This window comes from Streptomyces sp. NPDC058045, from assembly GCF_042885635.1.
In the GTDB taxonomy this organism is placed as follows: domain Bacteria; phylum Actinomycetota; class Actinomycetes; order Streptomycetales; family Streptomycetaceae; genus Streptomyces.
Map to the genome: position 1 here is coordinate 13,144 of NZ_JBHVRR010000025.1, position 23,241 is coordinate 36,384.

General features: G+C 73.8%; 22 protein-coding genes, 2 pseudogenes and 1 riboswitch. Of the genes and pseudogenes, 13 read left to right on the forward strand and 11 right to left on the reverse strand.

The window, feature by feature from the left end:
• Nucleotides 1–21: 21 nt before the first annotated feature.
• Nucleotides 22–633, forward strand: a complete 612-nt coding sequence (locus ACFVST_RS16990) for a TetR/AcrR family transcriptional regulator (RefSeq protein ID WP_390151894.1) — start codon at nt 22–24, stop codon at nt 631–633.
• A gap of 291 nt (nt 634–924) precedes the next feature.
• Complete coding sequence (locus ACFVST_RS16995) at nt 925–2,424, forward strand: phytoene desaturase family protein (protein ID WP_390151897.1); 1,500 nt, start codon at nt 925–927, stop codon at nt 2,422–2,424.
• Between the two features lie 19 nt (nt 2,425–2,443).
• Here ACFVST_RS16995 and ACFVST_RS17000 read toward each other — a convergent pair whose 3' ends face one another.
• The 5 genes from ACFVST_RS17000 to ACFVST_RS17020 all read right to left on the reverse strand — a co-directional run bounded on the left by ACFVST_RS17000 (nt 2,444) and on the right by ACFVST_RS17020 (nt 6,971).
• A complete protein-coding gene (locus ACFVST_RS17000) occupies nt 2,444–3,367 on the reverse strand; it encodes a hypothetical protein (protein WP_390151900.1) in 924 nt (307 codons plus the stop codon).
• Nucleotides 3,368–3,426: 59 nt separating this feature from the next.
• Nucleotides 3,427–4,347 carry a methylenetetrahydrofolate reductase [NAD(P)H] gene (metF, locus tag ACFVST_RS17005; RefSeq protein WP_390151902.1) on the reverse strand — a complete coding sequence of 307 codons (921 nt, stop codon included), beginning with the start codon at nt 4,345–4,347 and terminating at the stop codon, nt 3,427–3,429.
• A gap of 116 nt (nt 4,348–4,463) precedes the next feature.
• Complete coding sequence (gene thiE / locus ACFVST_RS17010; protein ID WP_390151904.1) at nt 4,464–5,123, reverse strand: thiamine phosphate synthase; 660 nt, start codon at nt 5,121–5,123, stop codon at nt 4,464–4,466.
• 142 nt (nt 5,124–5,265) lie between these two features.
• The gene (locus ACFVST_RS17015; RefSeq protein WP_390151907.1) at nt 5,266–5,631 is read right to left on the reverse strand and encodes an Rv2175c family DNA-binding protein; all 366 of its coding nucleotides are present in this window, start codon (nt 5,629–5,631) and stop codon (nt 5,266–5,268) included.
• A gap of 89 nt (nt 5,632–5,720) precedes the next feature.
• On the reverse strand, nt 5,721–6,971 hold the full coding sequence (locus tag ACFVST_RS17020) for an NAD(P)/FAD-dependent oxidoreductase (RefSeq protein ID WP_390151910.1): 1,251 nt from the start codon (nt 6,969–6,971) through the stop codon (nt 5,721–5,723).
• Between the two features lie 135 nt (nt 6,972–7,106).
• Nucleotides 7,107–7,220, forward strand: a riboswitch (TPP riboswitch).
• On the opposite strand from ACFVST_RS17020, the gene thiO reads away from it, so the two are divergent.
• The 6 genes and pseudogenes from thiO to ACFVST_RS17050 all read left to right on the forward strand — a co-directional run.
• A complete protein-coding gene (thiO, locus tag ACFVST_RS17025) occupies nt 7,218–8,423 on the forward strand; it encodes a glycine oxidase ThiO (RefSeq protein ID WP_390151913.1) in 1,206 nt (401 codons plus the stop codon). It overlaps the preceding riboswitch by 3 nt.
• A complete protein-coding gene (gene thiS, locus ACFVST_RS17030; protein ID WP_390151916.1) occupies nt 8,420–8,650 on the forward strand; it encodes a sulfur carrier protein ThiS in 231 nt (76 codons plus the stop codon). The genes thiO and thiS overlap by 4 nt, the downstream gene beginning before the upstream one ends.
• A 2-nt stretch (nt 8,651–8,652) precedes the next feature.
• Nucleotides 8,653–9,447 carry a thiazole synthase gene (locus tag ACFVST_RS17035; RefSeq protein WP_390151919.1) on the forward strand — a complete coding sequence of 265 codons (795 nt, stop codon included), beginning with the start codon at nt 8,653–8,655 and terminating at the stop codon, nt 9,445–9,447.
• An 89-nt stretch (nt 9,448–9,536) separates the two neighbouring features.
• Nucleotides 9,537–11,516: a Stk1 family PASTA domain-containing Ser/Thr kinase gene (pknB, locus tag ACFVST_RS17040; RefSeq protein ID WP_390151921.1), complete on the forward strand. Its 1,980-nt coding sequence runs from the start codon at nt 9,537–9,539 to the stop codon at nt 11,514–11,516.
• A 35-nt stretch (nt 11,517–11,551) separates the two neighbouring features.
• Nucleotides 11,552–12,430 carry a deoxyribonuclease IV gene (locus ACFVST_RS17045; RefSeq protein WP_390152060.1) on the forward strand — a complete coding sequence of 293 codons (879 nt, stop codon included), beginning with the start codon at nt 11,552–11,554 and terminating at the stop codon, nt 12,428–12,430.
• Nucleotides 12,431–12,514: 84 nt separating this feature from the next.
• Nucleotides 12,515–13,031 (forward strand): annotated as a pseudogene (locus ACFVST_RS17050) (DUF4396 domain-containing protein); the annotation flags it as partial.
• Between the two features lie 38 nt (nt 13,032–13,069).
• Here the strand turns inward: ACFVST_RS17050 and ACFVST_RS17055 are convergent.
• Entirely contained in the window at nt 13,070–13,702 is a 633-nt protein-coding gene (locus ACFVST_RS17055; protein ID WP_390151924.1) for a sulfite oxidase-like oxidoreductase, read from the reverse strand.
• Nucleotides 13,703–13,891: 189 nt separating this feature from the next.
• Here ACFVST_RS17055 and bfr point away from each other — a divergent pair, with 189 nt between their 5' ends.
• On the forward strand, nt 13,892–14,371 hold the full coding sequence (gene bfr, locus ACFVST_RS17060) for a bacterioferritin (RefSeq protein ID WP_390151927.1): 480 nt from the start codon (nt 13,892–13,894) through the stop codon (nt 14,369–14,371).
• 13 nt (nt 14,372–14,384) lie between these two features.
• Here the strand turns inward: bfr and ACFVST_RS17065 are convergent, their stop codons facing one another.
• Nucleotides 14,385–14,630: a bacterioferritin-associated ferredoxin gene (locus ACFVST_RS17065; protein WP_390151930.1), complete on the reverse strand. Its 246-nt coding sequence runs from the start codon at nt 14,628–14,630 to the stop codon at nt 14,385–14,387.
• A 206-nt stretch (nt 14,631–14,836) separates the two neighbouring features.
• Nucleotides 14,837–16,189, reverse strand: coding sequence for a class II 3-deoxy-7-phosphoheptulonate synthase (locus ACFVST_RS17070; RefSeq protein ID WP_390151933.1), 1,353 nt, complete (start codon nt 16,187–16,189; stop codon nt 14,837–14,839).
• A gap of 123 nt (nt 16,190–16,312) precedes the next feature.
• On the opposite strand from ACFVST_RS17070, the gene ACFVST_RS17075 reads away from it, so the two are divergent.
• The gene (locus ACFVST_RS17075; RefSeq protein ID WP_390152062.1) at nt 16,313–16,369 is read left to right on the forward strand and encodes a trp operon leader peptide; all 57 of its coding nucleotides are present in this window, start codon (nt 16,313–16,315) and stop codon (nt 16,367–16,369) included.
• Between the two features lie 117 nt (nt 16,370–16,486).
• The gene (locus ACFVST_RS17080; protein ID WP_390151935.1) at nt 16,487–18,466 is read left to right on the forward strand and encodes an anthranilate synthase family protein; all 1,980 of its coding nucleotides are present in this window, start codon (nt 16,487–16,489) and stop codon (nt 18,464–18,466) included.
• Nucleotides 18,467–18,489: 23 nt separating this feature from the next.
• Here the strand turns inward: ACFVST_RS17080 and ACFVST_RS17085 are convergent, their stop codons facing one another.
• From ACFVST_RS17085 to ACFVST_RS17095, 3 genes and pseudogenes are all read right to left on the reverse strand, one after another.
• The gene (locus tag ACFVST_RS17085; RefSeq protein WP_390151937.1) at nt 18,490–19,176 is read right to left on the reverse strand and encodes a response regulator; all 687 of its coding nucleotides are present in this window, start codon (nt 19,174–19,176) and stop codon (nt 18,490–18,492) included.
• Complete coding sequence (gene macS / locus ACFVST_RS17090) at nt 19,173–20,384, reverse strand: MacS family sensor histidine kinase (protein WP_390151939.1); 1,212 nt, start codon at nt 20,382–20,384, stop codon at nt 19,173–19,175. Before macS ends, ACFVST_RS17085 begins: the two co-directional genes overlap by 4 nt.
• 326 nt (nt 20,385–20,710) lie before the next feature.
• A pseudogene (locus ACFVST_RS17095) lies at nt 20,711–21,460 on the reverse strand (lysophospholipid acyltransferase family protein); the annotation flags it as partial.
• A gap of 185 nt (nt 21,461–21,645) precedes the next feature.
• On the opposite strand from ACFVST_RS17095, the gene ACFVST_RS17100 reads away from it, so the two are divergent.
• Entirely contained in the window at nt 21,646–22,473 is an 828-nt protein-coding gene (locus ACFVST_RS17100; RefSeq protein WP_390151941.1) for an alpha/beta hydrolase, read from the forward strand.
• On the forward strand, nt 22,466–23,239 hold the full coding sequence (locus tag ACFVST_RS17105; protein ID WP_390151944.1) for a hypothetical protein: 774 nt from the start codon (nt 22,466–22,468) through the stop codon (nt 23,237–23,239). Before ACFVST_RS17100 ends, ACFVST_RS17105 begins: the two co-directional genes overlap by 8 nt.
• Nucleotides 23,240–23,241 lie beyond the last annotated feature (2 nt).

Below are 23,241 nucleotides of genomic sequence, written 5' to 3' on the forward strand. Positions count from 1 at the left end.
GGGCCTGTGAGAATCGTCGGCATGGACAGCAGCAGCACACGCCGCCGGGCGACCCGGCAGAAGCTCTACGAGGCGGCCGTCACCCTCATCGCGGAGCAGGGTTTCTCCGCCACCACCGTGGACGAGATCGCGGAGCGGGCCGGCGTCGCCAAGGGCACCGTCTACTACAACTTCGCCAGCAAGTCGGAGCTGTTCGAGGAGTTGCTGCGGCACGGCGTGGGGCTGCTGACCGCCTCGCTCAAGGAGGCCGCCGAGCGCACCGAGGCGGCGGGCGGCAGCCGGGTCGACGCGCTGGACGCGATGATCCGCGCCGGCCTGGTCTTCATCGACCGCTACCAGTCCTTCACCCAGCTCTATGTGGCGGAGCTGTGGCGCACCAACCGGGCCTGGCAGTCGACGCTGCTGGTGGTGCGGCAGCAGGCGGTGGCCGTCGTCGAGGACGTACTGCGCGAGGGGGTGCGGCGGGGGGAGCTGAGCGAGGAGATCGATGTGCCGCTGACCGCGGCGGCCCTGGTGGGGATGGTGCTGGTGGCGGCGCTGGACTGGAAGTCCTTCCAGCCGGAGCGGTCCCTGGACGATGTGCACGCGGCGCTCTCCCGGCTGCTCCAGGGCCGGGTCGGCGGCAGCCGCTGAGACGGTTCCCCGGTGGCGGGCCCCGGACGTGCCGGGGCCCGCCGAGCGGAGCGGAGGCCGCCCGCAGGGAGCCGGGAGGTCCGCACTGCGCGGGCCCGCCCGGGACGCGCGCCGTTCCGCCGCCCCGTGTCGGCGGTCCGGCGCACTGCGTCCTTCCGCCCCCACTCTCTCCCCCTCCGCCCCGCCGCCCCATCCGCGCGGCTACTCATCCGGGCGTCTGGGTACGGGTACTCAGCCCCGGCCACGGCACCGGGGCGGGGAGTGTCGGTGGCGGCCGATACAGTCGCCGACATGGGACGTATCGCGGTGATCGGGGCCGGCATGGGCGCCATGGCGGCGGCCGCCCGGCTGGCCGTGGCGGGCCACCGGGTGGTGGTGTTCGAGCGGGCGGACGGCTTCGGCGGCGCGCTGGGCACGGTCCGCCGGGACGGCTTCGCCTTCGACACCGGGCCCGGTCTGCTGCTGCTCCCCGCGGTCTGGCGGGACCTCTTCGTGAAGACCGGCCGGACGGCCCTGGAGGACGTCCTGGAGCTGGCCCAGGTGGAGCCCGCGACCCGGCACGTCTTCGCCGACGGCACCGGGGTACGGCTGCCGAACGCCTCCCGGGCCGGCGTCACCGAGGCGCTGGACGGCGCGCTGGGCACCGGCCGGGGCGCCCGCTGGGCCGCGTTCATGAACCGCGCCCGGGACGCCTGGGACCGCTCCCGCCGCCCCCTGCTGGAGGAGCCGCTCTGGCCCAACTGGCAGGTGCTGGCCGAGAAGGAGCCCTATCCGGCCCTGGAGCGGCGCCGGCTGCTGCGCCGTACCGAGACGGCCGCCACCCTGGCCGGGATCGCCCGCCTGGAGCTGGACGACGAGCCCCGGCTGCGCGCCCTGCTGGAGGGGTACGCGCTGGAGTACGGCCTCGATCCGCGGACGGCGCCCGCCTCGGCGGCCGTACTGCCGTATCTGGAGCAGACCTTCGGGACCTGGTCGGTGCGGGGCGGGTTGCGGGCGCTGGCTTCGGCGGTGCACACGCGGTGCGAGGAGCGGGGCGTGGAGTTCCGTTTCGGTGCGCGGGCGGTGCGGATCGTGGAGAAGGACGGCCGGGCCGCCGGTGTGGAGCTGGCCGACGGCACCGTGCAGGAGGCGGAGTTCGTGGTGGCGGGTGTCCCCCCGAGCGTGCTGGAGTCGCTGCTGCCGGGGGTACGGGCGGACGGCGGGGTGCCGCCGCAGTCCGGGCTGCCGAGCCGGGTGAAGCTGCTGCTGGCGTTGCGCGGCGCCCGCCCCGAGGGCACCGCGCACCGCACCGTGGTGCACGGCGCGGACCGGGACGCGGAGTTGGCCGCCCTCTTCGGCCCGGAGAGCGGCCGGGGCCTGCCCGCCTCCCCGACGGTGACGGTGCTCCGCCCCGGGGACCCCGCCCAACTCCCTTCGCCCGAGCATGAGTCGGTGACGGTGACGGCCACCGTGCCCGCGTCCTGCGAGGTCTCGGCGGAGGATGTGGGGCGGCTGCTGGAGCGGGCCGGGCGGGCGGTGGAGGGGCTTGCCGAGCGGCTGCTGTGGCACGAGGTGCTGGGCCCTGCCGAGGTGGAGCGGGACACGGGGGCGGCGGGCGGTGCGGTGCCCGCTCCGGCGCTGGCCGCGGCCGGCGGCAGGCTGCTGCATCCGGCCAACTCCACGCGGCTGCCCGGCCTGTTCACGGTCGGCGGCTGGTCGCATCCGGGCGGCGGTCTGGCGCACGCCGGGATGTCGGGCGCTCTGGTGGCCGGTCTGATCGTGGAGGGCCCGGAGTTCCGCGGCTCCACCTGAGCCGGTCGCCGGGGCGGGCTCAGTAGCGGTAGTGCTGGTCCTGCTGGCCGGGCTCGGGGGCGGGCGGCCAGGGGGTCACCGGCTCATAGCCCTGCTCGGGTCCGCCCGGGTAGGTGGGTGTGCCCTGGTACGGCGGGTAGGGCTGCTCGGGCGGGAGGGCGCCGTCGCCGTACTCGTGGTCCGCGGTGCCGCGCTGCTGCGGGACCCAGACGCCGCCCGGCGGGGTGTCCTCCGCGTAGGCCCCGGCGTACGGGTCCTGCGCCGGGTGGCCGCCGGTGCCGTAGCCCGGGGTGTAGGGGTCGTGGGCCGCCGGGTAGCCCGCCGCCGCGTACGGGTCGGGCGCCGCGTAGGGGTCGGGGTAGCCGTTGCCGTATGCGGTGGCGGTCTGGTCGTAGCCGGGCTGTGCGTGGGGGTGCTGGTCGTAGCCGGGGTAGGCGGTCTGGTCGTAGGCGGGGGCGGCCGGGTCGGTGCCCCAGGGCTGACCCGGGTCGACGGTGGCCTGGGTGTCCGTGCCGTAGACGCCGTACTGGCCGGTGTCGTCGGGCAGCGGTTCCGGTTCGTAGAGGGGAGCGGCGGGCGCCTGCTCGGGGGGCGGGGGCGGTGTGCCGGGGTGCTCGTACTCCAAGTCGGAGACGTGCAGGGCGGGTTGCTGGGGTGGGGCGGCGCGGCGTCGGCGGCTGGCGCCCGGTTTGCCGCCGAGGGCCCAGCCGGTGGAGAAGCCGCGGCGGAAGGAGAGCGTCACATAGGTCTGGCCGACGGCGAACGCGGCGGCGCCCAGCCCGATGACCGGAATGGAGCGCAGCAGCACCCCGCCGACCACACAGAGGAATCCGCCGAAGGCCAGCAGCCGCCACCGCAGCCGCGCCTTGTACTGGAGCAGCACCTCTCCCAGCAGCCAGAGAGCGACGATGCCGAACGCGATGTAGAGGACCGTCAAGCCCATGTACGCCCCTCTCGTACGCACGGCGACCGAAGCAGTGCTGCGGCCAGCGTACGGCCGGACTAGGCCGGCGAGTGGTGCAGGCCGAGATTTTCGTGGATTTCCAGCGTCGCCGTCGAACTGTTCAGGGTGATGAAGTGGAGCCCCGGGACGCCCTCGTCGAGCAGCCGCGCGCAGAACCCGGTGGCGAACTCGATCCCCATGGAGCGTACAGCGGCCGGATCGTCCTCGGCATCGAGCATCCGCTGCTTCAGTTCGGCGGGGAAGACGGCGGTGCTCAGGGTGGGCAGCCGCTTCAGCATCCGCACGCTGGTGACCGGCAGCACCTCGGGGATGACGGGCGTCTCGCAGCCCGCGGCCGCCACCCGGTCCCGCAGCCGCAGATAGGACTCGGGGTGGAAGAACATCTGGGTGATCGCGTAGTCGGCGCCGGCCCGGCACTTGTCCACGAAGTGCCGTACGTCGGTGGCCTCGTCGGTGGAGCGGGGGTGCAGGTCGGGGAAGGCGGCGACGCCCACGCAGAAGTCGCCGGACTCCTTGATGAGGGAGACCAGTTCGGCGGCGTAGGTGAGGCCCTGGGGGTGGGCGATCCACTCGCCCATCGGGTCGCCGGGCGGGTCGCCGCGGACGGCGAGCATGTTGCGGATCCCGGCGTCGGCGTACTGGCCGATGATGTTGCGCAGTTGGGCCACCGAGTGGTCGACGGCGGTGAGGTGGGCGACGGGGGTGAGGGTGGTGTCGGAGACGATCTGCTCGGTCTCGCGGACCGTGCCCTCCCGGGTGGAGCCGCCCGCCCCGTAGGTCACGGAGACGAAGTCGGGTGCGACGGCCTCGACCCGGCGCAGTGCCTTCCACAGGGACCGCTCGCCCTTGGGCGTCTTCGGCGCGGAGAACTCGAAGGAGATCGCCGTTTTGCCGGTCGCGAGCATGTCACGCACGGTGCGTGCGCGATCAGTGCGGGTGGATGCGGTACCGAAGGCCATAACGGCAGGTTAGCCAGGTGGGCGCGGTCCCCCAACCGGAGCAGCATGATTTGTCACGTTTCGCCGGGCTGCTGTCCACGCCTCGGACAGCAGCCCCCGTTCCGTACGGCGGCGGCTCAGCTCTGCCGCAGCCGCCGGGAGAACTCCTCGGCCGCCGCCTTGGGGTCGTCCGCCTCGGTGAGGGCGCGGACCACGACCACCCGGTGGGCGCCCGCGTCGAGCACCTCGTCCAGATTGCCCAGGTCGATTCCGCCGATGGCGAACCACGGCCGGTCGGTGCCGAGGGCGGCGGTCCGGCGCACCAGGTCGAGGCCCGGGGCGTGGCGGCCGGGCTTGGTGGGGGTGGGCCAGCAGGGGCCGGTGCAGAAGTAGTCGGCGCCGGGCTCCACCGCGGCGGCCGCCGCCTCCGCCCCGGCGTGGGTGGAGCGGCCGATCAGCACCTCCGCACCGAGCAGGGCGCGGGCCGCGGGCACCGGCAGATCCCCCTGCCCGAGGTGGAGGACGTCCGCCCCGGCGGCGTGCGCCACATCGGCCCGGTCGTTCACCGCGAGCAGCTTGCCGTGCCGGCGGCAGGCCTCGGCGAGGACGGCCAGATGTTCCAGCTCCTCCGCGGCCTCCATGCCCTTGTCCCGCAACTGCACGATGTCGACGCCCCCGGCGAGCACCGCGTCCAGGAACTCGGGCAGATCGCCCTGCCGCTTGCGGGCGTCGGTGCACAGGTACAGCAGGGCGCCGGCCAACTGCTCGCGGGGGCCGGTGGGCTCGGTGCGGGTCATGGGCGGCGGCTCCTCGGGCTGGGCGATCACCGGCACGACGGCACGCGCACCACCGGCCTGGGCAGCACAGCGTACGGGCCGCGGACGTTCCGCGGCCCGTACAGGCAGCCCGGTGCTGCGGTCGGTCGGACGGTGGGCGGGGTCAGACGGCGAGCGCCTGGGCGCGGCGCTTCACCTCCGTACCGCGGTTCTCGCTCAGGGCCTCGGCGGGGGTGCCGGGCAGGGACGGGTCAGGGGTGAAGAGCCACTCCAGCATTTCCTCGTCGGTGAAGCCGTCGTCCCGCAGGAGGGTCAGGGTGCCGCTGAGGCCCTTGACCACCTTGTCGCCGTCGATGAAGGCGGCCGGCACCTGGAGGACGCGGTTCTCACCGCGGCGCACGGCGATCAGCTGGCCCTCCTTGACGAGCTGGCGTACGCGCGTCACCTCGACGTCGAGCTGCTCGGCGATGTCGGGGAGGGTGAGCCAGGCGGGGACGAGAGCATCGGTCTTCATGTCAATCTCGGTCACGGGGACAAGCGTGCCATCTGCCACCGACAGCCGCACGTGCCCCGCCCCCGCCACCACTCCCGCAGGGGGTGCCGCGGCGGCGAACGGGGCTATCTGCGGGCCGACTTGAGCGGTCGGGCCGGGTCGGACAGCGCCTGCGGGTCGAGTGCCGCACCGGACTCGATGAGCTTGCGGCCCTGCGCCAGGTCCCGGGGCCGGCCCACCGCGAGCACCGCCACCAGCCGCTCGCCCCGCAGCCAGCACACCGACCAGGCGGCGCCCTCCGGATCACCCCGCCAGACCACGGCGTCGGCGCCCGCGTGATGCCCGGCGTACTGCACGAAGCGGCCGAACTGCTCGGACCAGAAGTACGGCACCGGGTCGTAGCGGATCGGCTCGCCCGCCTCGTCGCCGACGATGTCCGCGGCGACGGTGCGCGGGCCCTGGAGGGCGTTGTCCCAGTGGTGCACCAGCAGCCGTTCGCCGTAGCGGCGGGACGGGAAGGAGGCGCAGTCGCCCACCGCGTACACCCCGGGCAGGGAGGTGCGCAGACGGTCGTCGGCGAGGATCTCGCGGTGCTCGCCGAGGGCGATGCCGGAGCCGGCCAGCCAGCCGGTGGCGGGGCGGGCGCCGATGCCGACGACGACGGCTCCGGCGGGCAGCCGCGTCCCGTCGTCGAGCAGGACGGAGCCCGGCTCGACGCCCACCACCCGTACGCCGGTGCGGAGTCGGGCGCCGGCTTCGGTGTACCAGCGGGCCATGGGGGCGGCGACCTCGGCGGGCAGCGCACCGGCCAGCGGGCGGTCGGCGGCCTCCACCACGGTGACCCGGCAGCCCGCCTCCCGGGCCGCGGTGGCGAACTCGGCGCCGATCCAGCCCGCCCCGACCACCACCACGTCCCGCTGCCCGGCGAGGACGGGACGCAGCCGCGCCGCGTCGTCCAGGGTGCGCAGCAGATGGACGCCGGGGACGTCGGCGGGGCCGGGCAGCCGGACCGGTTCGGCGCCGGTGGCGATCACCAGGGAGTCGTAGGGGACGGGCCCGGCCTCGGTGTCCAGGGTGTGCTCGGCGGCGCGCAGGCCGGTGACCGGGAGGCCGAGGCGGAGGGTGACGCCGAGCGCCTCGAAGTCGACGTCGAAGGCGGAGTCCTCGGCCTTGCCGAGGAGGACGGCCTTGGACAGCGGGGGCCGGTCGTAGGGCTGGTGGGGCTCGGCGCCGAGCACGGTGATCGGGCCGGTGAAGCCCTGTTCGCGCAGGGCGACGGCGGTCTGCACACCGGCCATCCCGGCGCCCGCCACCACGACGCTCCGCCCCGTCCGCTCTGCCTGTGCCCCGCCACCGGGCCGCGTCTCGTCGCTCATCCCGGTCACCCTATCCACCCGGCCGCCCGGGGTCAGCGGGCTTCCTCCGTGATGCCGTGCACACGCCCGCCGCCGGCCCGGTACACCGCCGGCACCCCTACTGCGGCTGGGGCGGCAGGGGCTAGGGTGGCGGCGGACCACACTCGCGGGAGCCCGTACGCGGCGGGCTGAGAGGGAGGCCGAAGCAGCCTCCGACCGTACGAACCTGATCCGGGTCATGCCGGCGAAGGGAGGGGCTGGACGCCCATGTCAGCACGGTCAGCACAGCACAGGGCCGGTGCGCCCGCCGGGGCGGCGGGGCAGCTTGACGTCCTGGTCGTCGGGGGCGGCGTCATCGGACTGGTCACGGCCTGGCGGGCGGCGCAGCGGGGGCTGCGCACCGCGGTCGCGGACCCCGAACCGGGCGGCGGCGCCGCCCGGGTGGCGGCCGGAATGCTCGCCGCCGTCACCGAACTCCACCACGGCGAGCAGACCCTGCTCGGCCTCAACCTGGCCTCCGCGCACCGCTATCCGGACTTCGCCGCCGAACTGTCCGAGGTGAGCGGGCAGGACCTCGGCTACCGCCGCTGCGGCACCCTCGCCGTGGCGCTGGACGCCGACGACCGGGCGCATCTGCGGGAGCTGCACACCCTCCAGACCCGCTCCGGGCTGGACTCCGAGTGGCTCTCCGGGCGGGAGTGCCGCCGCCTGGAGCCGATGCTGGCGCCCGGGGTGCGCGGCGGGCTGCGGGTTGACGGCGACCACCAGATCGACCCGCGGCGGCTGGCGTCCGCCCTGGTCACCGCGTGCGAGCGGGCCGGAGTCGCCCTGCACCGGCAGTGGGTGGAGCGGCTGCGCACGGCCGGTGACCGCGCCACCGGTGCCGTCCTCGGCGACGGGACCGAACTCGCCGCGGGCCGCACCGTACTGGCCGGCGGCAGCCTCAGCGGGAAGCTGGCCGGGGTGCCGCCCGAGGTGCTGCCGCCGGTGCGCCCGGTCAAGGGGCAGGTGCTGCGGCTGCGGGTGCCGGCCGGGTACGGGCCGTTCCTGAGCCGTACGGTGCGCGCCGTGGTCCGCGGCGGCCAGGTGTATCTGGTGCCGCGGCTCAACGGTGAGCTGGTGCTCGGCGCGACCACCGAGGAGCTGGGCTGGGACACCACGGTGACCGCCGGCGGGGTCTACGAACTGCTGCGCGACGCCCATGAGTTGATCCCCGGCATCACCGAACTGCCGCTCGCCGAGACCCGGGCCGGACTGCGCCCCGGCTCCCCCGACAACGCCCCGCTGCTCGGGCCCACCGGCCTGGACGGCCTGCTGCTCGCCACCGGCCACCACCGCAACGGGGTGCTGCTCACCCCGATCACCGGCGACATCCTGGCGCACGCCCTGACCGAGGGCGAACTCCCCGCCGAGGCCCGCCCGTTCACCCCCCGGCGGTTCACCGCCGGCGCACCCGTGGAGCTGCCCGTATGAGCCCGCTGAGCCCGCGCCCCGACTCCGTGCTCCTCTCCGTCAACGGCGAGCAGCGCGCCGTACCCGCCGGGACCGCGCTGGACGCCCTGGTCGCCGGGCTGTCCGCGGCGCCGAAGGGCGTGGCGGCCGCGGTCAACGAGAGTGTGGTGCCCCGTGCCGAGTGGTCCGGGACCGTGCTCGGGGACGGCGACCGGGTCGAGATCCTCACCGCTGTCCAGGGAGGCTGACCATGGCGGACGACCCGCTCGCCCTCGGCGGGACCACGCTGTCCTCGCGGCTGATCATGGGGACCGGCGGCGCCCCCAGCCTGGAGGTGCTGGAACGCTCGCTGGCCGTCTCCGGTACCGAGCTGACCACGGTGGCGATGCGCCGCCTCGACCCGGGCGTACAGGGCTCGGTGCTCTCGGTGCTGGAGCGCCTCGGGATCGCCGTACTGCCGAACACCGCGGGCTGCTACACCGCGGGTGAGGCGGTGCTGACGGCGCGGCTGGCCCGGGAGGCGCTGGGCACCGACCTGGTCAAGCTGGAGGTGATCGCCGACGAGCGGACCCTGCTGCCGGACCCGGTGGAGACCCTGGACGCGGCGGAGATCCTGGTGGACGACGGTTTCACGGTGCTGCCGTACACCAGTGACGACCCGGTGCTGGCGCGGCGGCTGGAGGACGCGGGGTGCGCGGCGGTGATGCCGCTGGGGTCGCCGATCGGTTCCGGGCTCGGCATCCGCAATCCGCACAACTTCCAGTTGATCACCGAGCGGGCGCGGGTCCCGGTGATCCTGGACGCGGGCGCCGGGACCGCCTCCGATGTGGCGTTCGCCATGGAGCTGGGCTGCGCCGGTGTGATGCTCGCCTCGGCGGTGACGCGTGCGCGGCGGCCGGTGCTGATGGCGGAGGCGATGCGCGGCGCGGTGGTCGCGGGGCGGCTGGCGTACCGGGCGGGCCGTATCCCGCGCCGCCACTTCGCGGAGGCCTCCTCACCGCGGGACGGCCGGGCGGCGCTGGACCCGGAGCGGCCGGCGTTCTGAGCGGGGCCGGTGGCGAGCGTCACCAGGGGGTGTCTTCCCGATCTTCGCGGGCGTCGGGTGTGCCGTTTCGCTCCTCGTAGACTCACCACGTGGACACGACCCTTCAGGACCCGCTCATCGGGCAGGTGCTCGACGAGCGCTATCGCATCGACGCGCTGATCGCGGTCGGCGGGATGGCCACGGTCTACCGGGCCCTGGACACCCGCCTGGACCGGGTGCTCGCGGTCAAGGTGATGCATCCGGCGCTCGCCGCCGACGCCTCCTTCGTGGAGCGCTTCATCCGCGAGGCCAAGTCGGTCGCCCGCCTCTCCCATCCGAACGTGGTCGGCGTCCACGACCAGGGCCGGGACGGCGCCTATGTCTACCTCGCCATGGAGTACGTGGCGGGCTGCACCCTGCGGGACGTGCTGCGGGAGCGGGTGGCGCTCCAGCCGCGGGCCGCGCTGGACATCCTGGAACCGGTACTGGCCGCGCTGGGCGCCGCCCACCGCGCGGGTTTCGTCCACCGCGACATGAAGCCGGAGAACGTGCTGATCGGGGACGACGGCCGGGTGAAGGTCGCCGACTTCGGACTGGTCCGCTCCGTGGACACGGTCACCAGCAGCACCGGCGCGGTCCTCGGCACGGTGTCGTATCTGGCGCCCGAGCAACTGGAGGACGGCACCGCCGAGCCCCGGGTCGACGTCTACGCCTGCGGGGTCCTGCTCTACGAGATGCTGACCGGCGCCCGACCGCACTCCGGGGACTCCCCCGCCCAGGTCCTCTACCGGCATCTGCACGAGGACGTACCGCCGCCGTCCCGGCTGGCGCCCCAACTCGCCGCCGGGCTGGACCGGTTGGTGGCCTCCGCGACGGCGCGTACTCCCGGGCGGCGCCCCAAGGACGCGGTGGCGCTGCTGGCCGCGGTCCGCGAGACCCGGGCGGCGCTCACCGCGGAGCAGCTTGACGCGGTACCGCCGGCGGCCGGTCCCGAGGGGGCGGACTGGCTCACCGCGCACGACACCAGGGACGACCGCACCAGCGTCCTGCCCCGCTCCGGCCGCCTCACCGGCACCCGGCCCGCCACCGGGTCCCGCCGGGCGCGCGAGACGGACCCGGAGGCGGAGCTGCACCGCACCAGCGTGCTGGCGCCGCCCCCGCCGGGCCGCCCGCGGGGCCGCGGGCCGCGGCTGCGCACCCCGGGCCGCGGCCCGCTGGCCGTACTGCTCGCGGTCCTGGTGATCCTCGGCGCCGGCACCGGCATCTGGTACATCAACTCGGGCCAGTTCACCAGGGTGCCGCCGCTGCTGGCGAAGACCGAGGCGCAGGCCCGGCAGCGGCTCGGCCAGGCCGGTCTGGAGGCCGGCGCAGTCAAGCGGTCCTACAGCGCGACCGACAAGCGGGGCACCGTCATCTCCACCGACCCGGAGACCGGGCAGCGCATCCGCCGCCACGACCGGGTCGCCCTGACCATCTCGCTCGGCCCGCGCACCGTACGGGTCCCGGACGTGGACGGGGAGCCGCTGGACCGGGCGCGGACCATGCTGAGGTCGGCCGGGCTCGCCCCCGGCATGGTCACCCGCACCTTCAGCGAGGACATCGCCCGGGGTTCGGTGGTCCGCGCCACCCCCGGGTCGGGCACCTCGCAGCGGGCCGGGACCGCGGTGGCGCTGGAGGTGAGCCGGGGCCGGCCCGTCGACCTGCCGGATGTGACGGGTGAGACGCCGGCCGACGCGGAGGCCGCGCTGAAGAAGGCCGGGCTGAAGGTGCGGACCGCCTCGGGGCGGGTGCACTCGCAGTTCGACGCGGGCCGGGTCGCCGCCCAGTCCCCGGACTCGCCCCGGCAGCTCGCCGCCGGGGACACCGTCACGCTGACCCTGTCGAAGGGCCCGCAGATGGTGCCCGTACCGGATGTGATGGGCGAGACGGTGGACACGGCGCGGGCCCGGCTGTCCGCCGCCGGGTTCAAGGTGAAGGTGGACCGGGGCCTGCTGGGCGGCCTGTTCGGCGGGGACAAGGTGAAGTCCCAGTCGGTGGACGGCGGCGAGAAGGCACCCAAGGGCAGCGAGATCACGGTCGAGGTGGGGTAGCCCCGCCGCCCCCGGTGGCCAGAGGCCGTGCCACCCTGGCTGGCGTGATCAGCAGCGCCCTCCCCCGTAATCCCGTCGGCGGCCATGTGCCGGTGGCCGGTGGACTCGCCGCGAACGGCCTGGCCTACGCCCGCACCATGGGCGCCGAGACCGTGCAGGTCTTCGTCGCCAATCCGCGCGGCTGGGCGACGCCCACCGGCAATCCGGCGCAGGACGAGGCCTTCCGCACCGCCTGCGCGGAGGAGGGCATCCCGGCCTATGTGCACGCGCCCTATCTGATCAACTTCGGTTCGCACACGGTGGCCACGGCCGAGCGCTCGGTGCTGTCGCTGCGGCACTCGCTGCGGCGGGCCCGTGCGATCGGCGCCCTCGGCGTGGTGGTGCACACCGGCTCCGCGACGGGCGGCCGGGATCGCGCCACGGCCCTGGCCCAGGTACGGGAGTTGCTGCTGCCGCTGCTGGACGAGCTGACGCACGAGGACGACCCGTATCTGCTGCTGGAGTCGACGGCCGGGCAGGGCGCCTCGCTCTGCGCCCGCACCTGGGACTTCGGGCCGTACTTCGAGGCGCTGGACGCGCATGAGCGGCTCGGGGTGTGCCTGGACACCTGCCATGTCTTCGCCGCCGGGCACGACCTGGCCGGGCCGCACGGGGTGGCGCAGACCCTGGACCTGCTGGTGGGGACGGTCGGCGAGGGGCGGCTGCGGCTGATCCACGCCAATGACTCCAAGGACGTGGCCGGCGCCCGCAAGGACCGCCACGAGAACATCGGCGCGGGGCATATCGGCGAGGAGGCGTTCCGCGCGCTGCTGGCGCATCCGGCGACCGAGAACGTACCGCTGATCATCGAGACGCCGGGCGGTCCGGAGGGCCACGCCCGCGATGTCGCCCTGCTGAAGAAGCTCCGCGGCTGAGGGCTCTCCCCGGGCGGAATACCCCCAGGGGGTATCTCGTTGACCGGTGCGGACACCATCCGACCGGCGACGAGGGGACGCACCATGCGAGAGACGGTCCAGCCGGAGGAACAGCGCCGGCACAGCCACAGCCCTGGGCAGGGCCACGCGCACGGGCACGGCGGGTGGCCGGGTCACCTGGTCCGCCGCCGCGCAGGCCACGCTGCACTGCCTCACCGGGTGCGCCCTCGGCGAGGTCCTCGGCATGGCCGCCGGTACGGCGCTGGGCTGGGGCAATCCGCCCACCATGGCCCTGGCGGTGGTCCTGGCCTTCGTCTTCGGCTACTCGCTCACCCTGCGCGGTGTACTCCGGGCCGGGCTGGGGCTGCGGGCTGCGGTGCGGGTGGCGCTCGCCGCGGACACCGTGTCCATCGCCGTGATGGAGCTGATCGACAACGGGGTGATCGCGCTCTGGCCCGCCGCGATGGACGCCACCCTCGGCCAGGCCCTCTTCTGGGGCTCGCTCGCCGTCTCCCTGGCACTGGCCTTCCTGCTCACCACACCGGTGAACCGCTGGATGATCGGCCGCGGCCGGGGCCACGCCGTGGTCCACGCCCACCACGCCCACTCAGTCCGGCCGCCCAACTCGGGCCGGTCCGTTCAGAGTTCGGGGCCCTCGCCCGGCTCCTCCTGGTAGGAGTAGCGCTGCTCGCGCCAGGGGTCGCCCACGTTGTGGTAGCCGCGCTCCTCCCAGAAGCCGCGCCGGTCCGCCGTCATGTACTCGACGCCCCGCACCCACTTGGGGCCCTTCCAGGCGTAGAGGTGCGGGACGACCAGGCGGAGGGGGAATCCGTGCTCGGCGGTGAGGAGTTCACCGTCCTTGTGGGTGGCGAAGACGGTGCGCTCCGAGGCGAAGTCGGCGAGCCGGAGATTGGCGCTGAAGCCGTACTCGGCCCAGACCATCACATGGGTCGCCGAGGGCGCGGGCGGCGCCAGCTCCAGTACCGTCCGGGCCCGCACCCCGCCCCACTCGGCGCCGATCATGCTGAACTTGGTCACGCAGTGCAGATCCGCGACGACCGTGGCGTACGGCAGGGCGACGAACTCCTCGTGCGTCCAGCGGTGCTTCCCGTCGTCGGCGGTGGCCCCGAAGACCCTGAACTCCCAGCGCTCGGCGCGGAACTTGGGCACCGGGCCGTAGTGCGTGACGGGCCATCCGCGTTGCAGACGCTGCCCCGGCGGAAGCTCCGACTCTGCTGCTTGCCGCGGTGTGCGGTCCACCGGATGACCCATACCTCCATCCTGACAGACCCGGAGCGCCGGACCGGGCCGGCCCCACCACCCCGCCCTACCCGCTCATGTCTGCATATGTCATCGCAACCACACCAACTCACAGTAAGCCTGCACTTACTGGACGGTCACACACGGCCGATGGAAAGATGCGCGGACCTGCCCACTTCCCTTACGGAAGGAGCCTCTGCGATGCAGGGCGACCCCGAGGTCATCGAGTTCCTCAACGAGCAGCTCACCGCCGAGCTGACCGCGATCAACCAGTACTTCCTGCACGCGAAGATGCAGGAGAACAACGGCTGGACCAAGCTCGCCAAGCACACCAGGGCCGAGTCCATGGACGAGATGCGCCATGCGGAGGTCCTCACCGACCGCATCCTCTTCCTCGACGGACTGCCCAACTACCAGCGGCTGTTCCATGTGCGGGTGGGCCAGACCGTCACCGAGATGTTCCACGCGGACCGGCAGATCGAGGTCGAGGCGATCGACCGGCTGAAGCGCGGTGTCGAAGTGATGCGCGCCAAGGGCGACATCACCTCGGCGAACATCTTCGAGTCGATCCTCGCCGACGAGGAGGAGCACATCGACTACCTGGACACCCACCTGGAGTTGATCGAGAAGCTCGGCGAGCCGCTCTACCTGGCGCAGCACATCGAGCAGCCGGAGAGCTGAAGCACCCGGAAGGCTAGGCGGCCTCGGGCAGGATCCCGGGGGTGCCGTCCTGCTCCGGCAGTGCGGCGCCTCGCCGGTCCAGCAGTTCGCGCCGCGGGCAGGCGCCCCGGCCGAGCAGGGCCTGGATCCGGCGCACGCAGGAGCCGCAGTCGGTGCCCGCCTTGCAGGCGGAGGCGATCTCGCGCGGGGTGCAGGCCCCGTCCTCCGCGTGCCGCTTGACCTGGTCCTCGGTCACCCCGAAGCAGTTGCAGACGTACACGCGGTTCACCTCCGGGGGCTGCGCGGTGGTGCGGGATCGACAGTTGCGGCCGCACTCGGCGTTCCCGCTGGGAGCGTCCCGGTGAGGCAAACCTAACCTTACCCACACCGCGGGGGTGGGGAAAAGTCCCGGCTACGGCGATGGGGCACGGATCACACCGATCCGTGCCCCATCCGTCCGTCCGAAGCCCGCGAGGCTCCCGGGCGCTACTGGTCCCGGTACATCTCGGCGACCAGGAAGGCCAGGTCCAGCGACTGGCTGCGGTTGAGCCGCGGGTCGCAGGCCGTCTCATAGCGCTGGTGCAGATCGTCCACGAAGATCTCGTCGCCGCCGCCCACGCACTCGGTGACGTCGTCGCCGGTCAGCTCGACATGGATGCCGCCGGGGTGGGTGCCGAGCGACTTGTGCACCTCGAAGAAGCCCTTGACCTCGTCCAGCACATCGTCGAAGCGCCGCGTCTTGTGCCCGGAGGCGGCCTCGAAGGTGTTGCCGTGCATCGGGTCCGTCACCCAGGCCACGGTGGCGCCGGAGGCACTGACCTTCTCCACCAGCTCGGGCAGCTTGTCGCGGATCTTGTCCGCGCCCATCCGCACCACGAACGTCAGCCGGCCCGGCTCCCGCTCCGGGTCGAGCCGCTCCACGTACTGCAACGCCTCCTCCGCGGTGGTGCTGGGGCCGAGCTTGATGCCCAGCGGATTGCGGATGCGGGAGGCGAACTCGATGTGCGCGCCGTCGAGTTGGCGGGTGCGCTCGCCGATCCACACCATGTGCCCGGAGACGTCGTAGAGGCGGCCGGTGCGGGAGTCGACGCGGGTGAGGGCCGACTCGTAGTCCAGCAGCAGCGCCTCGTGGGAGGAGTAGAACTCGACGGTCTTGAACTCCTCCGGGTCGGTGCCGCAGGCCCGCATGAAGTTCAGCGCGTTGTCGATCTCGCGCGCCAACTGCTCGTAACGCTGCCCGGACGGGGAGGACTTGACGAAGTCCTGGTTCCAGGCGTGCACCTGGCGCAGGTCGGCGTAGCCGCCGGTGGTGAAGGCGCGGACCAGGTTCAGTGTGGAGGCGGAGGCGTGGTACATCCGCCGCAGCCGCTCCGGGTCCGGGATACGGGCATCTTCGGTGAAGTCGAAGCCGTTGACCGAGTCACCGCGGTAGGTCGGCAGGGTCACACCGTCGCGGGTCTCGGTCGGCTTGGACCGCGGCTTGGAGTACTGGCCCGCGATCCGGCCCACCTTCACCACGGGCACCGACGCCGCGTACGTCAGCACGGCGCCCATCTGGAGGAGGGTCTTCAGCTTGGCCCTGATGTGCTCCGCGGACACCCCGTCGAAGGACTCGGCGCAGTCGCCGCCCTGGAGCAGGAACGCCTCGCCGCGGGCGACGGCACCCAGCTGGGCGCGCAACTGGTCGCACTCGCCGGCGAAGACGAGCGGGGGCAGTTCGCCGAGGTCCGCGAGGACGCGCCGGAGGGCTTCCTGGTCCGGATACTCCGGCTGCTGCGCCGCAGGGAGGTCTCGCCAGGTGCTCAGGTCGACAGAAGAGGCTTGTGCGTTCACGCCCACCAGATTACGGGGTGCCGGACGGGTGTCCGCCCGGTGCCCAGAGTGTGGGACGCGGTAGCGGGGGTGCGGTGGAGGCGGGCCGGCGATGGACACGGTGTGGCCCGGCGCCGTAGGGTGCCGCCCATGTTCGCGCAGCAGACCCGTTCCTGGTGGTGGACCGCACATCCGGCGGCCCACTGACTGCGCGTACCCAGCTCGCCGAGGCCGCCCGAGGGGCGGCCTTCGTCATGTCCGGGGCCGTTCCTCTCCACCGTGCCGCCGCAGTGTGCGGCGCCCCACCGGAAGGAACCCGCACCCATGAACAAGCCGTACCAGCCGCACCAGCCGCAGCGACCGCGTCCCGCCCCCCGCCTGGACCGGCTGGCCGAGCCGGACGGCCGGCCGTTCGCCCTGCTCAGGCGGCGCACCCCGGGCCTCTCCGGGGACACCGTGGAAGTGCTGCGCGGCCCGGTGACGGAGGTGGAGCGTCTCGCCGATATTCCGGTGGGTGAGACACCGTGCCTGGCGCTGGTGCCGTTCCGGCAGATCCGGGAGCGCGGCTTCGACGTCCACGACGACGGCACCCCGCTCTCGGTGCTCACCGCCGAGGAGACCTACGAGGTGCCGCTGGACCAGGCGCTGGCACAGCTCCCGGACCGTGCGGTGCGGGTCACGGACGGCGGCTTCGATGTCTCGGACGCGGAGTACGAGCGGATCGTGGGGCGGGTGCTGCGGGAGGAGATCGCCTCCGGCGAGGGTGCCAACTTCGTCATCCGGCGCACCTACACCGGGCGCGTCGACGGCTTCGGCCCCGGTGACGCGCTGGCCCTCTTCCGCCGGCTGCTGGCGCAGGAGCGGGGCGCCTACTGGACGTTCGTGGTGTACACCGGCGCGGCCGGGGGCGGGCGGACGCTGGTGGGGGCGAGCCCCGAGGTGCATGTGCGGATGTCCGGCGGGACGGTCGTGATGAATCCGATCAGCGGCACCTACCGGTACCCCGCGTCCGGCCCCACCGCCGAGGGCCTGCTCGGTTTCCTCGCGGACGCCAAGGAGACCGAGGAGCTGTCGATGGTGGTGGACGAAGAACTCAAGATGATGTGCACCGTCGGGGACCGCGGCGGTGTGGTGATCGGTCCCCGGCTGCGGGAGATGGCCCATCTGGCGCACACCGAGTACGAGTTGCGCGGCCGGACCTCGCTGGATGTGCGGGAGGTGCTGCGGGAGACGATGTTCGCGGCGACGGTCACCGGCTCCCCGGTGGAGAACGCCTGCCGGGTCATCGAACGGTACGAGCCGCTCGGCCCGGACGGCACCGCCCGCGGCTACTACGCGGGGGCGCTGGCGCTGATCGGGCGGGACGCGGGCGGTGCCACCACCCTGGACTCCCCGATCCTGATCAGGACCGCGGACATCGCCGGGGACGGCGGGCTGCGGGTGCCGGTGGGCGCCACCCTGGTCCGCGGTTCGCAGCCGGCGGGCGAGGTCGCCGAGACCCACGCCAAGGCGGCGGCGGTGCTGGCCGCGCTGGGGGTGCGGCCGGCTCCGCGGCCGGCGTCCGGTGGCCGGGCGCCCAGGCTGGCGGACGATCCCCGGGTGCGGGCCGCGCTGGACGGGCGGCGGGCCAGGCTGGCGCCGTTCTGGCTGCGGTTGCAGGAACCGCACACCGAGGGCGCGTCGGGCCGGGCGCTGATCGTCGACGGCGAGGACACCTTCACCGCGATGCTCGCCCATCTGCTGCGCTGCGCGGGCCTGGCGGTCGCGGTGCACCGCTACGACGAACCCGGCCTGGCCCGCACCGTACGGGAGCACCGCGGTCCGCTGGTGCTCGGCCCCGGTCCCGGTGACCCCTCGGACGCCACTGATCCCAAGATGCGGCTGCTGCGGGAGCTGACCGCCGAGGCGCTGTCCACCCATCGGGACGGGGTGCTCGGAGTGTGTCTGGGGCATGAGCTGATGGCGGCCGAGATGGGCCTGGACATCGTGCGCAAGGAGGTCCCGTACCAGGGGGCGCAGAGTGTGGTCGACCTGTTCGGGCGGCCGGAGACGGTGGGCTTCTACAGCAGTTTCACGGCCCGCTGCGACGACGAGGCGGCGGCCGAACTGGCCGCGCACGGCGTGGAGTTGAGCCGGGCCGCGGGCAGCGGCGAGGTACACGCCCTGCGCGGGCCCGGCTTCGCGGGGCTCCAGTTCCATCCGGAGTCGGTACTGACGCTGCGGGGTGCGGACATCGTGCAGGAGCTGCTGACCCAAGTACGGGGCGGCGCCGGTTCGTTCGGGGAGCGGCGCCCGGCCCGGTAGTCGCAGCGGGCGGGCGGCCGCGCTCAGGGCTCCTCGTCCAGGCCCCGTTCGATGGCGTAGCGCACCAGCTCCACGCGGTTGTGGAGCTGGAGCTTGCCCAGGGTGTTCTGTACGTGGTTCTGCACCGTGCGGTGGGAGATGACCAGGCGTTCGGCGATCTGCTTGTAGCCGAGGCCCTTGGCGACCAGCCGCAGTACCTCGGTCTCCCGCTCGGTCAGCCGCGGCGCGTCCGGTTCGTCCGGTGCCGCGGCGGCCGGTTCGGAGGCCAGCCGCCGGTACTCGCCGAGGACGAGACCCGCGAGCCCCGGGGTGAACACCGGGTCCCCGGCCGCGGTACGGCGCACCGCGTCGATCAGCTCCTCGGTGGAGGCCGACTTGAGCAGATAGCCGGTGGCGCCGGACTTCACCGCCTCCAGCACATCCGCGTGCTCCCCGCTCGCGGAGAGCACCAGCACCCTCAACGCCGGGTCGGCGCCCACGAGTTCGCGGCACACCCGCACCCCGGGCAGCTTGGGCAGATTCAGGTCGAGCACCAGCACATCGGGGCGCGCCGCCCGGGCCCGCCGTACCGCCTGCTCGCCGTCACCCGCGGTGGCCACCACGCGGAAACCGGCCTCGGTCAGATCGCGGGCGACGGCGTCCCGCCACATGGGATGGTCGTCCACCACCATCACGGTGACACCGTCCCGCTCCGTCTGCTGCTCGCTCATCCGCCTGCCTTCCCCCCGGGAACCCTCAACTCGACCTCCGTGCCCTGGCCGGGTACGGAGACGAAATCCGCGGTGCCGCCCAGGTCCCGCAGCCGCCCCTTGATGGACTGGGCGACACCGAGCCGCCCCTCGCCCGCCGCCTGCGCCAGCCGGCCCGCCGGAATCCCGGGGCCGTCGTCGCGGACGGTGACCAGGACCGCGTCCGGTTCGTCCTCCAGCAGGATCCAGGCGGCGGCCTCGGGACCGGCGTGCCGGCGCACGTTGTCCAGGGCGGCGCCCACCGCGGCGGCCAGCTCACGGGCGGCGGCCGGCGGCAGCAGTACCGGGGTGCCGGGCGCCGCGAAGGTGACCCCGGACGCGGCGTGCCCGGAGAGCAGCGGCCGCAGATCGACGGGCGCGCCCTCGTCCGGCGCGGCAGGGTGCGCCGTGGGCGCCGGGTCCAACTGGCCGGTGTCGGGGCGGGGTTCGGGGAGCAGGCCGCCGGAGACCAGGGTGCGCAGCGCGATCTCCTGCTCCCCCGCGAGCCGGCCCAGCTCGGCCGCCTCACCACCGAGTGCGGTGCCCCGGCGCTGCACCATCGCCAGCACCTGGAGCACCCCGTCGTGGATGTCGCGGGCCAGCCGCTCGCGTTCCCGGGTCGCGGCGTCGATCTCCAGCGCCCGCGCCAGAGTCCGCTCGGAGGCCCGCGCCACCTCAACCACATAGCCGATGGCGATGGACGCCACCCACACCAGCAGCACATTGTGCGCGGTGTCCCGGCTGAGCGCGCCGCGCTGCACGATATTGGCGACGCCGACCAGTGCGGAGGCGCCCGCCGCCCACCGCCAGCCGCCCTTGAGCGCGAAGGCCAGTACCGAGCCCGCCGCCCAGATCGACGGCAGCGTCGGCCCGCCGGTGACGACCCGCTCATGGGTCACCGCGAGCGGGGTGAGCAGGATGCCGGTCAGCGCCAGCAGCAGATCGGCGGCGAGGAAGCCCCGGGTGCAGGTGGCCGCGGAGCGCACCCGGCCCAGGGTGGCGAAGGTCCAGCCGGTGAGGACCAGGTAGTAGACGACGGCGACGGCGGGGCGGTCGAAGCGGTCATGGCCGACGACGCCGAGGCCGATCGCGTAGCAGAGGGCGAGTACGCGGTACCCGGTGAGCGCACGCCACAGCGGCTGCTCGACGGACATCCGCACGACGCCCCGCCCCTGCTCCCGACCCGCCATCTCCCCACCCGTCCGCTGTCCCTTGCCCCCGCTGTCCGCTGCCCCCGGCACCGGTACATCCGCCCCGGCGCCTATGCCTACGAGTCGCCCCGCCCGTCCTTCACCGGCTGCGGCCCGGCGGTATCGGAGGCCTCGGCGGGGGCGGCCTGTGGCTCGGCGCTCTCCCCGGACACGGCCTGCGGTCCCACGCTCCCGGCCCTCTCGCCGGGCGCCGCCTGCGAGTTGACGTTCCCACCGGGCTCCGACGCCCCGGGCTCCGCCGCTTGCGCAGGCCGCGAGGACTTCGCCGCCGCCTTCACGGCCTCCGCCCTGGCCGCCTTCTCCGCCTTCTCCGCTTTCGCGGCCTCCGCCTTCGCGGCCTTCTCGGCCTTGCCGGACTCGGCCCTGGCCGCCTTCTCCGCCTTCTCCGCGTCCGCGATCTGCCGCTTGGCGGCCGTCGCGTAGATGTCGACGTACTCCTGGCCGGAGAGCTTCATGATCTCGTACATGACCTCGTCGGTCACCGCGCGCAGGACGAAGCGGTCGTGCTCCATGCCCTGGTAGCGGGTGAAGTCGAGGGGTTCGCCGATGCGGATGCCGGGGCGCAGCAGCTTCGGCATCACCTGGCCGGGCGGCTGGATCTTCTCCGTGTCGATCATCGCCACCGGGATCACCGGCGCTCCGGTGGCCAGCGCCACCCGGGCCAGGCCGCCCGGCTTGCCGCGGTAGAGGCGGCCGTCGGGCGAGCGGGTGCCCTCCGGGTAGATCCCGAACAGCTCGCCCCGCTCCAGTACCTCGATACCGCTGCGGATCGCCGCCTCGCCCGCGCCCCGCGCGCCCGAGCGGTCCACCGGCAACTGCCCGACGCCCTTGAAGAAGGCGGCGGTCAACCGGCCCTTGACGCCGGGGGTGGTGAAGTACTCGGCCTTGGCGATGAAGGTGACCTTGCGGTCCAGCACGGCGGGCAGGAAGAAGGAGTCCGAGAAGGACAGATGGTTGCTCGCCAGGATCGCGGGGCCCTTGGCCGGGATGTTCTCAAGGCCCTCCACCCAGGGGCGGAACGCCAGCTTCAGCGATCCCCCGAGGGAGAACTTCATGGCTCCGTAGATCAACCGAGTGCCCTCCTGTGTGCCGGATCAGCACCCTAACCCCTGCCGGGCCGCCGGACGGCTGTCGCGGGGCGCTGCGGCCCTGGTCGGTGGCGGGGCGGTCGCGTACCGTGAAGTACCCCCCGGGTGTGTGTCCCCCGCCCGGTTCCTCCCACATGAACAGGAGACCGAAGGTGCCGGTCCTGCCTGGAGCCGAGCCGTACCGCCACGAGGGCGGCGAGGTCGGCGTCCTCCTCTGCCACGGTTTCACCGGGTCGCCGCAGTCGCTGCGGCCCTGGGCCGAGTTCCTCGCGGCGCGGGGCCTGACGGTGTCGCTGCCGCTGCTGCCCGGCCACGGCACCCGCTGGGAGGACCTCCAACTCACCGGCTGGCAGGACTGGTACGCGGAGGTCGACCGGGCGCTGCGGCTGCTGCGGGAGCGGTGTACGGAGGTCTATGTCTTCGGCCTGTCGATGGGCGGGGCGCTGGCACTGCGGCTCGCGGCGCGGCACGGGGCGGCGGTCCGCGGCCTCGTCCTGGTCAATCCGCTGAACAAGCTGCACGGCCTGTCCCCGTACGCGCTGCCCGCCATCCGGCACCTGGTGGCGTCCACGCCGGGCATCGCCAGTGACATCGCGCGGGAGGGCGGGACGGAGACGGGCTACGACCGGGTGCCGCTGCACGCGGCGAACTCCCTGCGGCGCCTGTGCCGGGTGGTCGACGCCGAACTGCCGCAGGTGACACAGCCGTTGCTGCTGCTGCACAGCGTCGTGGACCATGTGGTGTCGCCGGCCGACTCGGCCCGGGTGCTCAGCCGGGTGTCCTCCACCGATGTCACCGAGATCCTGCTGGAACACAGCTACCACGTGGCGACGTTGGACTACGACGCGGACCGGATCTTCGAGGAGAGCCTCGCCTTCCTCGGCCGGCTCGCCCCGAGCCTGGGCAAGGACCTCGGCAAGGACCCCAACGAAGACCTCGACGAAGACCTCAGCAAGGAAGGGACGGCCAGCGGTGGCTGAGCAGGACCGGCGCGGACCCGATCGGGACGAGGGCCGCGAGCCGGAGGAGGGCACGACGGGCCGGAGCACCGGCCCGGCCGAGGACGCCCCGGCCGACAGCGGCCCCCCGGCCCAGGCCGCCGCCCCCGCCCCGGAATCCACCTCCCCCGCCGACACCACCCCCGCACCCGACCCGGCACCGGACTCCGCACCGGACTCCACGCCTGGCTCCGCACCTGGCTTCGACGAAGAGGCGGCGTGGGCGGCGATCGTCGCCGGGTACGGGGAGGAGCCGCCGGACCCGCCGGGCGCCAAACCCTTCAAGTCCTTCCGCCCGGTACGGGACCTGCATCTGCCGGAGCCGGCCGACGAGTCAGAACCGGACGCCGGCGGGAACGGCTCCGCCGCGGACGGCACCGGCGAGGACGGCAAGGACGACCGTGGCACCCGTCAACCGGCGGGCGCCGGGGGCCGGTTGGGCGGTTCCGTGTCCTTCGCGCCCGGTGTCGGGCCCCGCGACTACACGCCGGAGCCCGACCCGGAGGAGGACCACTTCGTCCCGCCGGACCCGCCGCTGCCGGAGGCGGACGTCACCGCGAAGTTCGCCTGGCTCGCCGTGGTGGGCGGGCCGGTGCTGATGCTGGTCGCGGTGATGCTGCGCTGGGAGATGACGTGGTGGCTGACCACGCTCTGCGTCGGCGGCTTCGTCGGCGGCTTCGCCACCCTGGTGCTGCGGATGCAGTCCGACGACGAGGACGACGACCCGGGCCGCGGCGCCGTGGTCTGACC

What these genes read in the sequence shown, in the direction of transcription:
- ACFVST_RS17055 (WP_390151924.1), bottom strand. Translation starts at nt 13,702, where the DNA reads ATGGGTCATCCGGTGGACCGCACACCGCGGCAAGCAGCAGAGTCGGAG.
- ACFVST_RS17000 (WP_390151900.1), bottom strand. Translation starts at nt 3,367, where the DNA reads ATGGGCTTGACGGTCCTCTACATCGCGTTCGGCATCGTCGCTCTCTGG.
- thiE (WP_390151904.1), bottom strand. Translation starts at nt 5,123, where the DNA reads ATGACCCGCACCGAGCCCACCGGCCCCCGCGAGCAGTTGGCCGGCGCC.
- ACFVST_RS16995 (WP_390151897.1), top strand. Translation starts at nt 925, where the DNA reads ATGGGACGTATCGCGGTGATCGGGGCCGGCATGGGCGCCATGGCGGCG.
- thiO (WP_390151913.1), top strand. Translation starts at nt 7,218, where the DNA reads ATGTCAGCACGGTCAGCACAGCACAGGGCCGGTGCGCCCGCCGGGGCG.
- ACFVST_RS17035 (WP_390151919.1), top strand. Translation starts at nt 8,653, where the DNA reads ATGGCGGACGACCCGCTCGCCCTCGGCGGGACCACGCTGTCCTCGCGG.
- ACFVST_RS17080 (WP_390151935.1), top strand. Translation starts at nt 16,487, where the DNA reads ATGAACAAGCCGTACCAGCCGCACCAGCCGCAGCGACCGCGTCCCGCC.
- ACFVST_RS16990 (WP_390151894.1), top strand. Translation starts at nt 22, where the DNA reads ATGGACAGCAGCAGCACACGCCGCCGGGCGACCCGGCAGAAGCTCTAC.
- ACFVST_RS17020 (WP_390151910.1), bottom strand. Translation starts at nt 6,971, where the DNA reads ATGAGCGACGAGACGCGGCCCGGTGGCGGGGCACAGGCAGAGCGGACG.
- metF (WP_390151902.1), bottom strand. Translation starts at nt 4,347, where the DNA reads ATGGCCTTCGGTACCGCATCCACCCGCACTGATCGCGCACGCACCGTG.
- macS (WP_390151939.1), bottom strand. Translation starts at nt 20,384, where the DNA reads ATGGCGGGTCGGGAGCAGGGGCGGGGCGTCGTGCGGATGTCCGTCGAG.
- ACFVST_RS17085 (WP_390151937.1), bottom strand. Translation starts at nt 19,176, where the DNA reads ATGAGCGAGCAGCAGACGGAGCGGGACGGTGTCACCGTGATGGTGGTG.
- bfr (WP_390151927.1), top strand. Translation starts at nt 13,892, where the DNA reads ATGCAGGGCGACCCCGAGGTCATCGAGTTCCTCAACGAGCAGCTCACC.
- thiS (WP_390151916.1), top strand. Translation starts at nt 8,420, where the DNA reads ATGAGCCCGCTGAGCCCGCGCCCCGACTCCGTGCTCCTCTCCGTCAAC.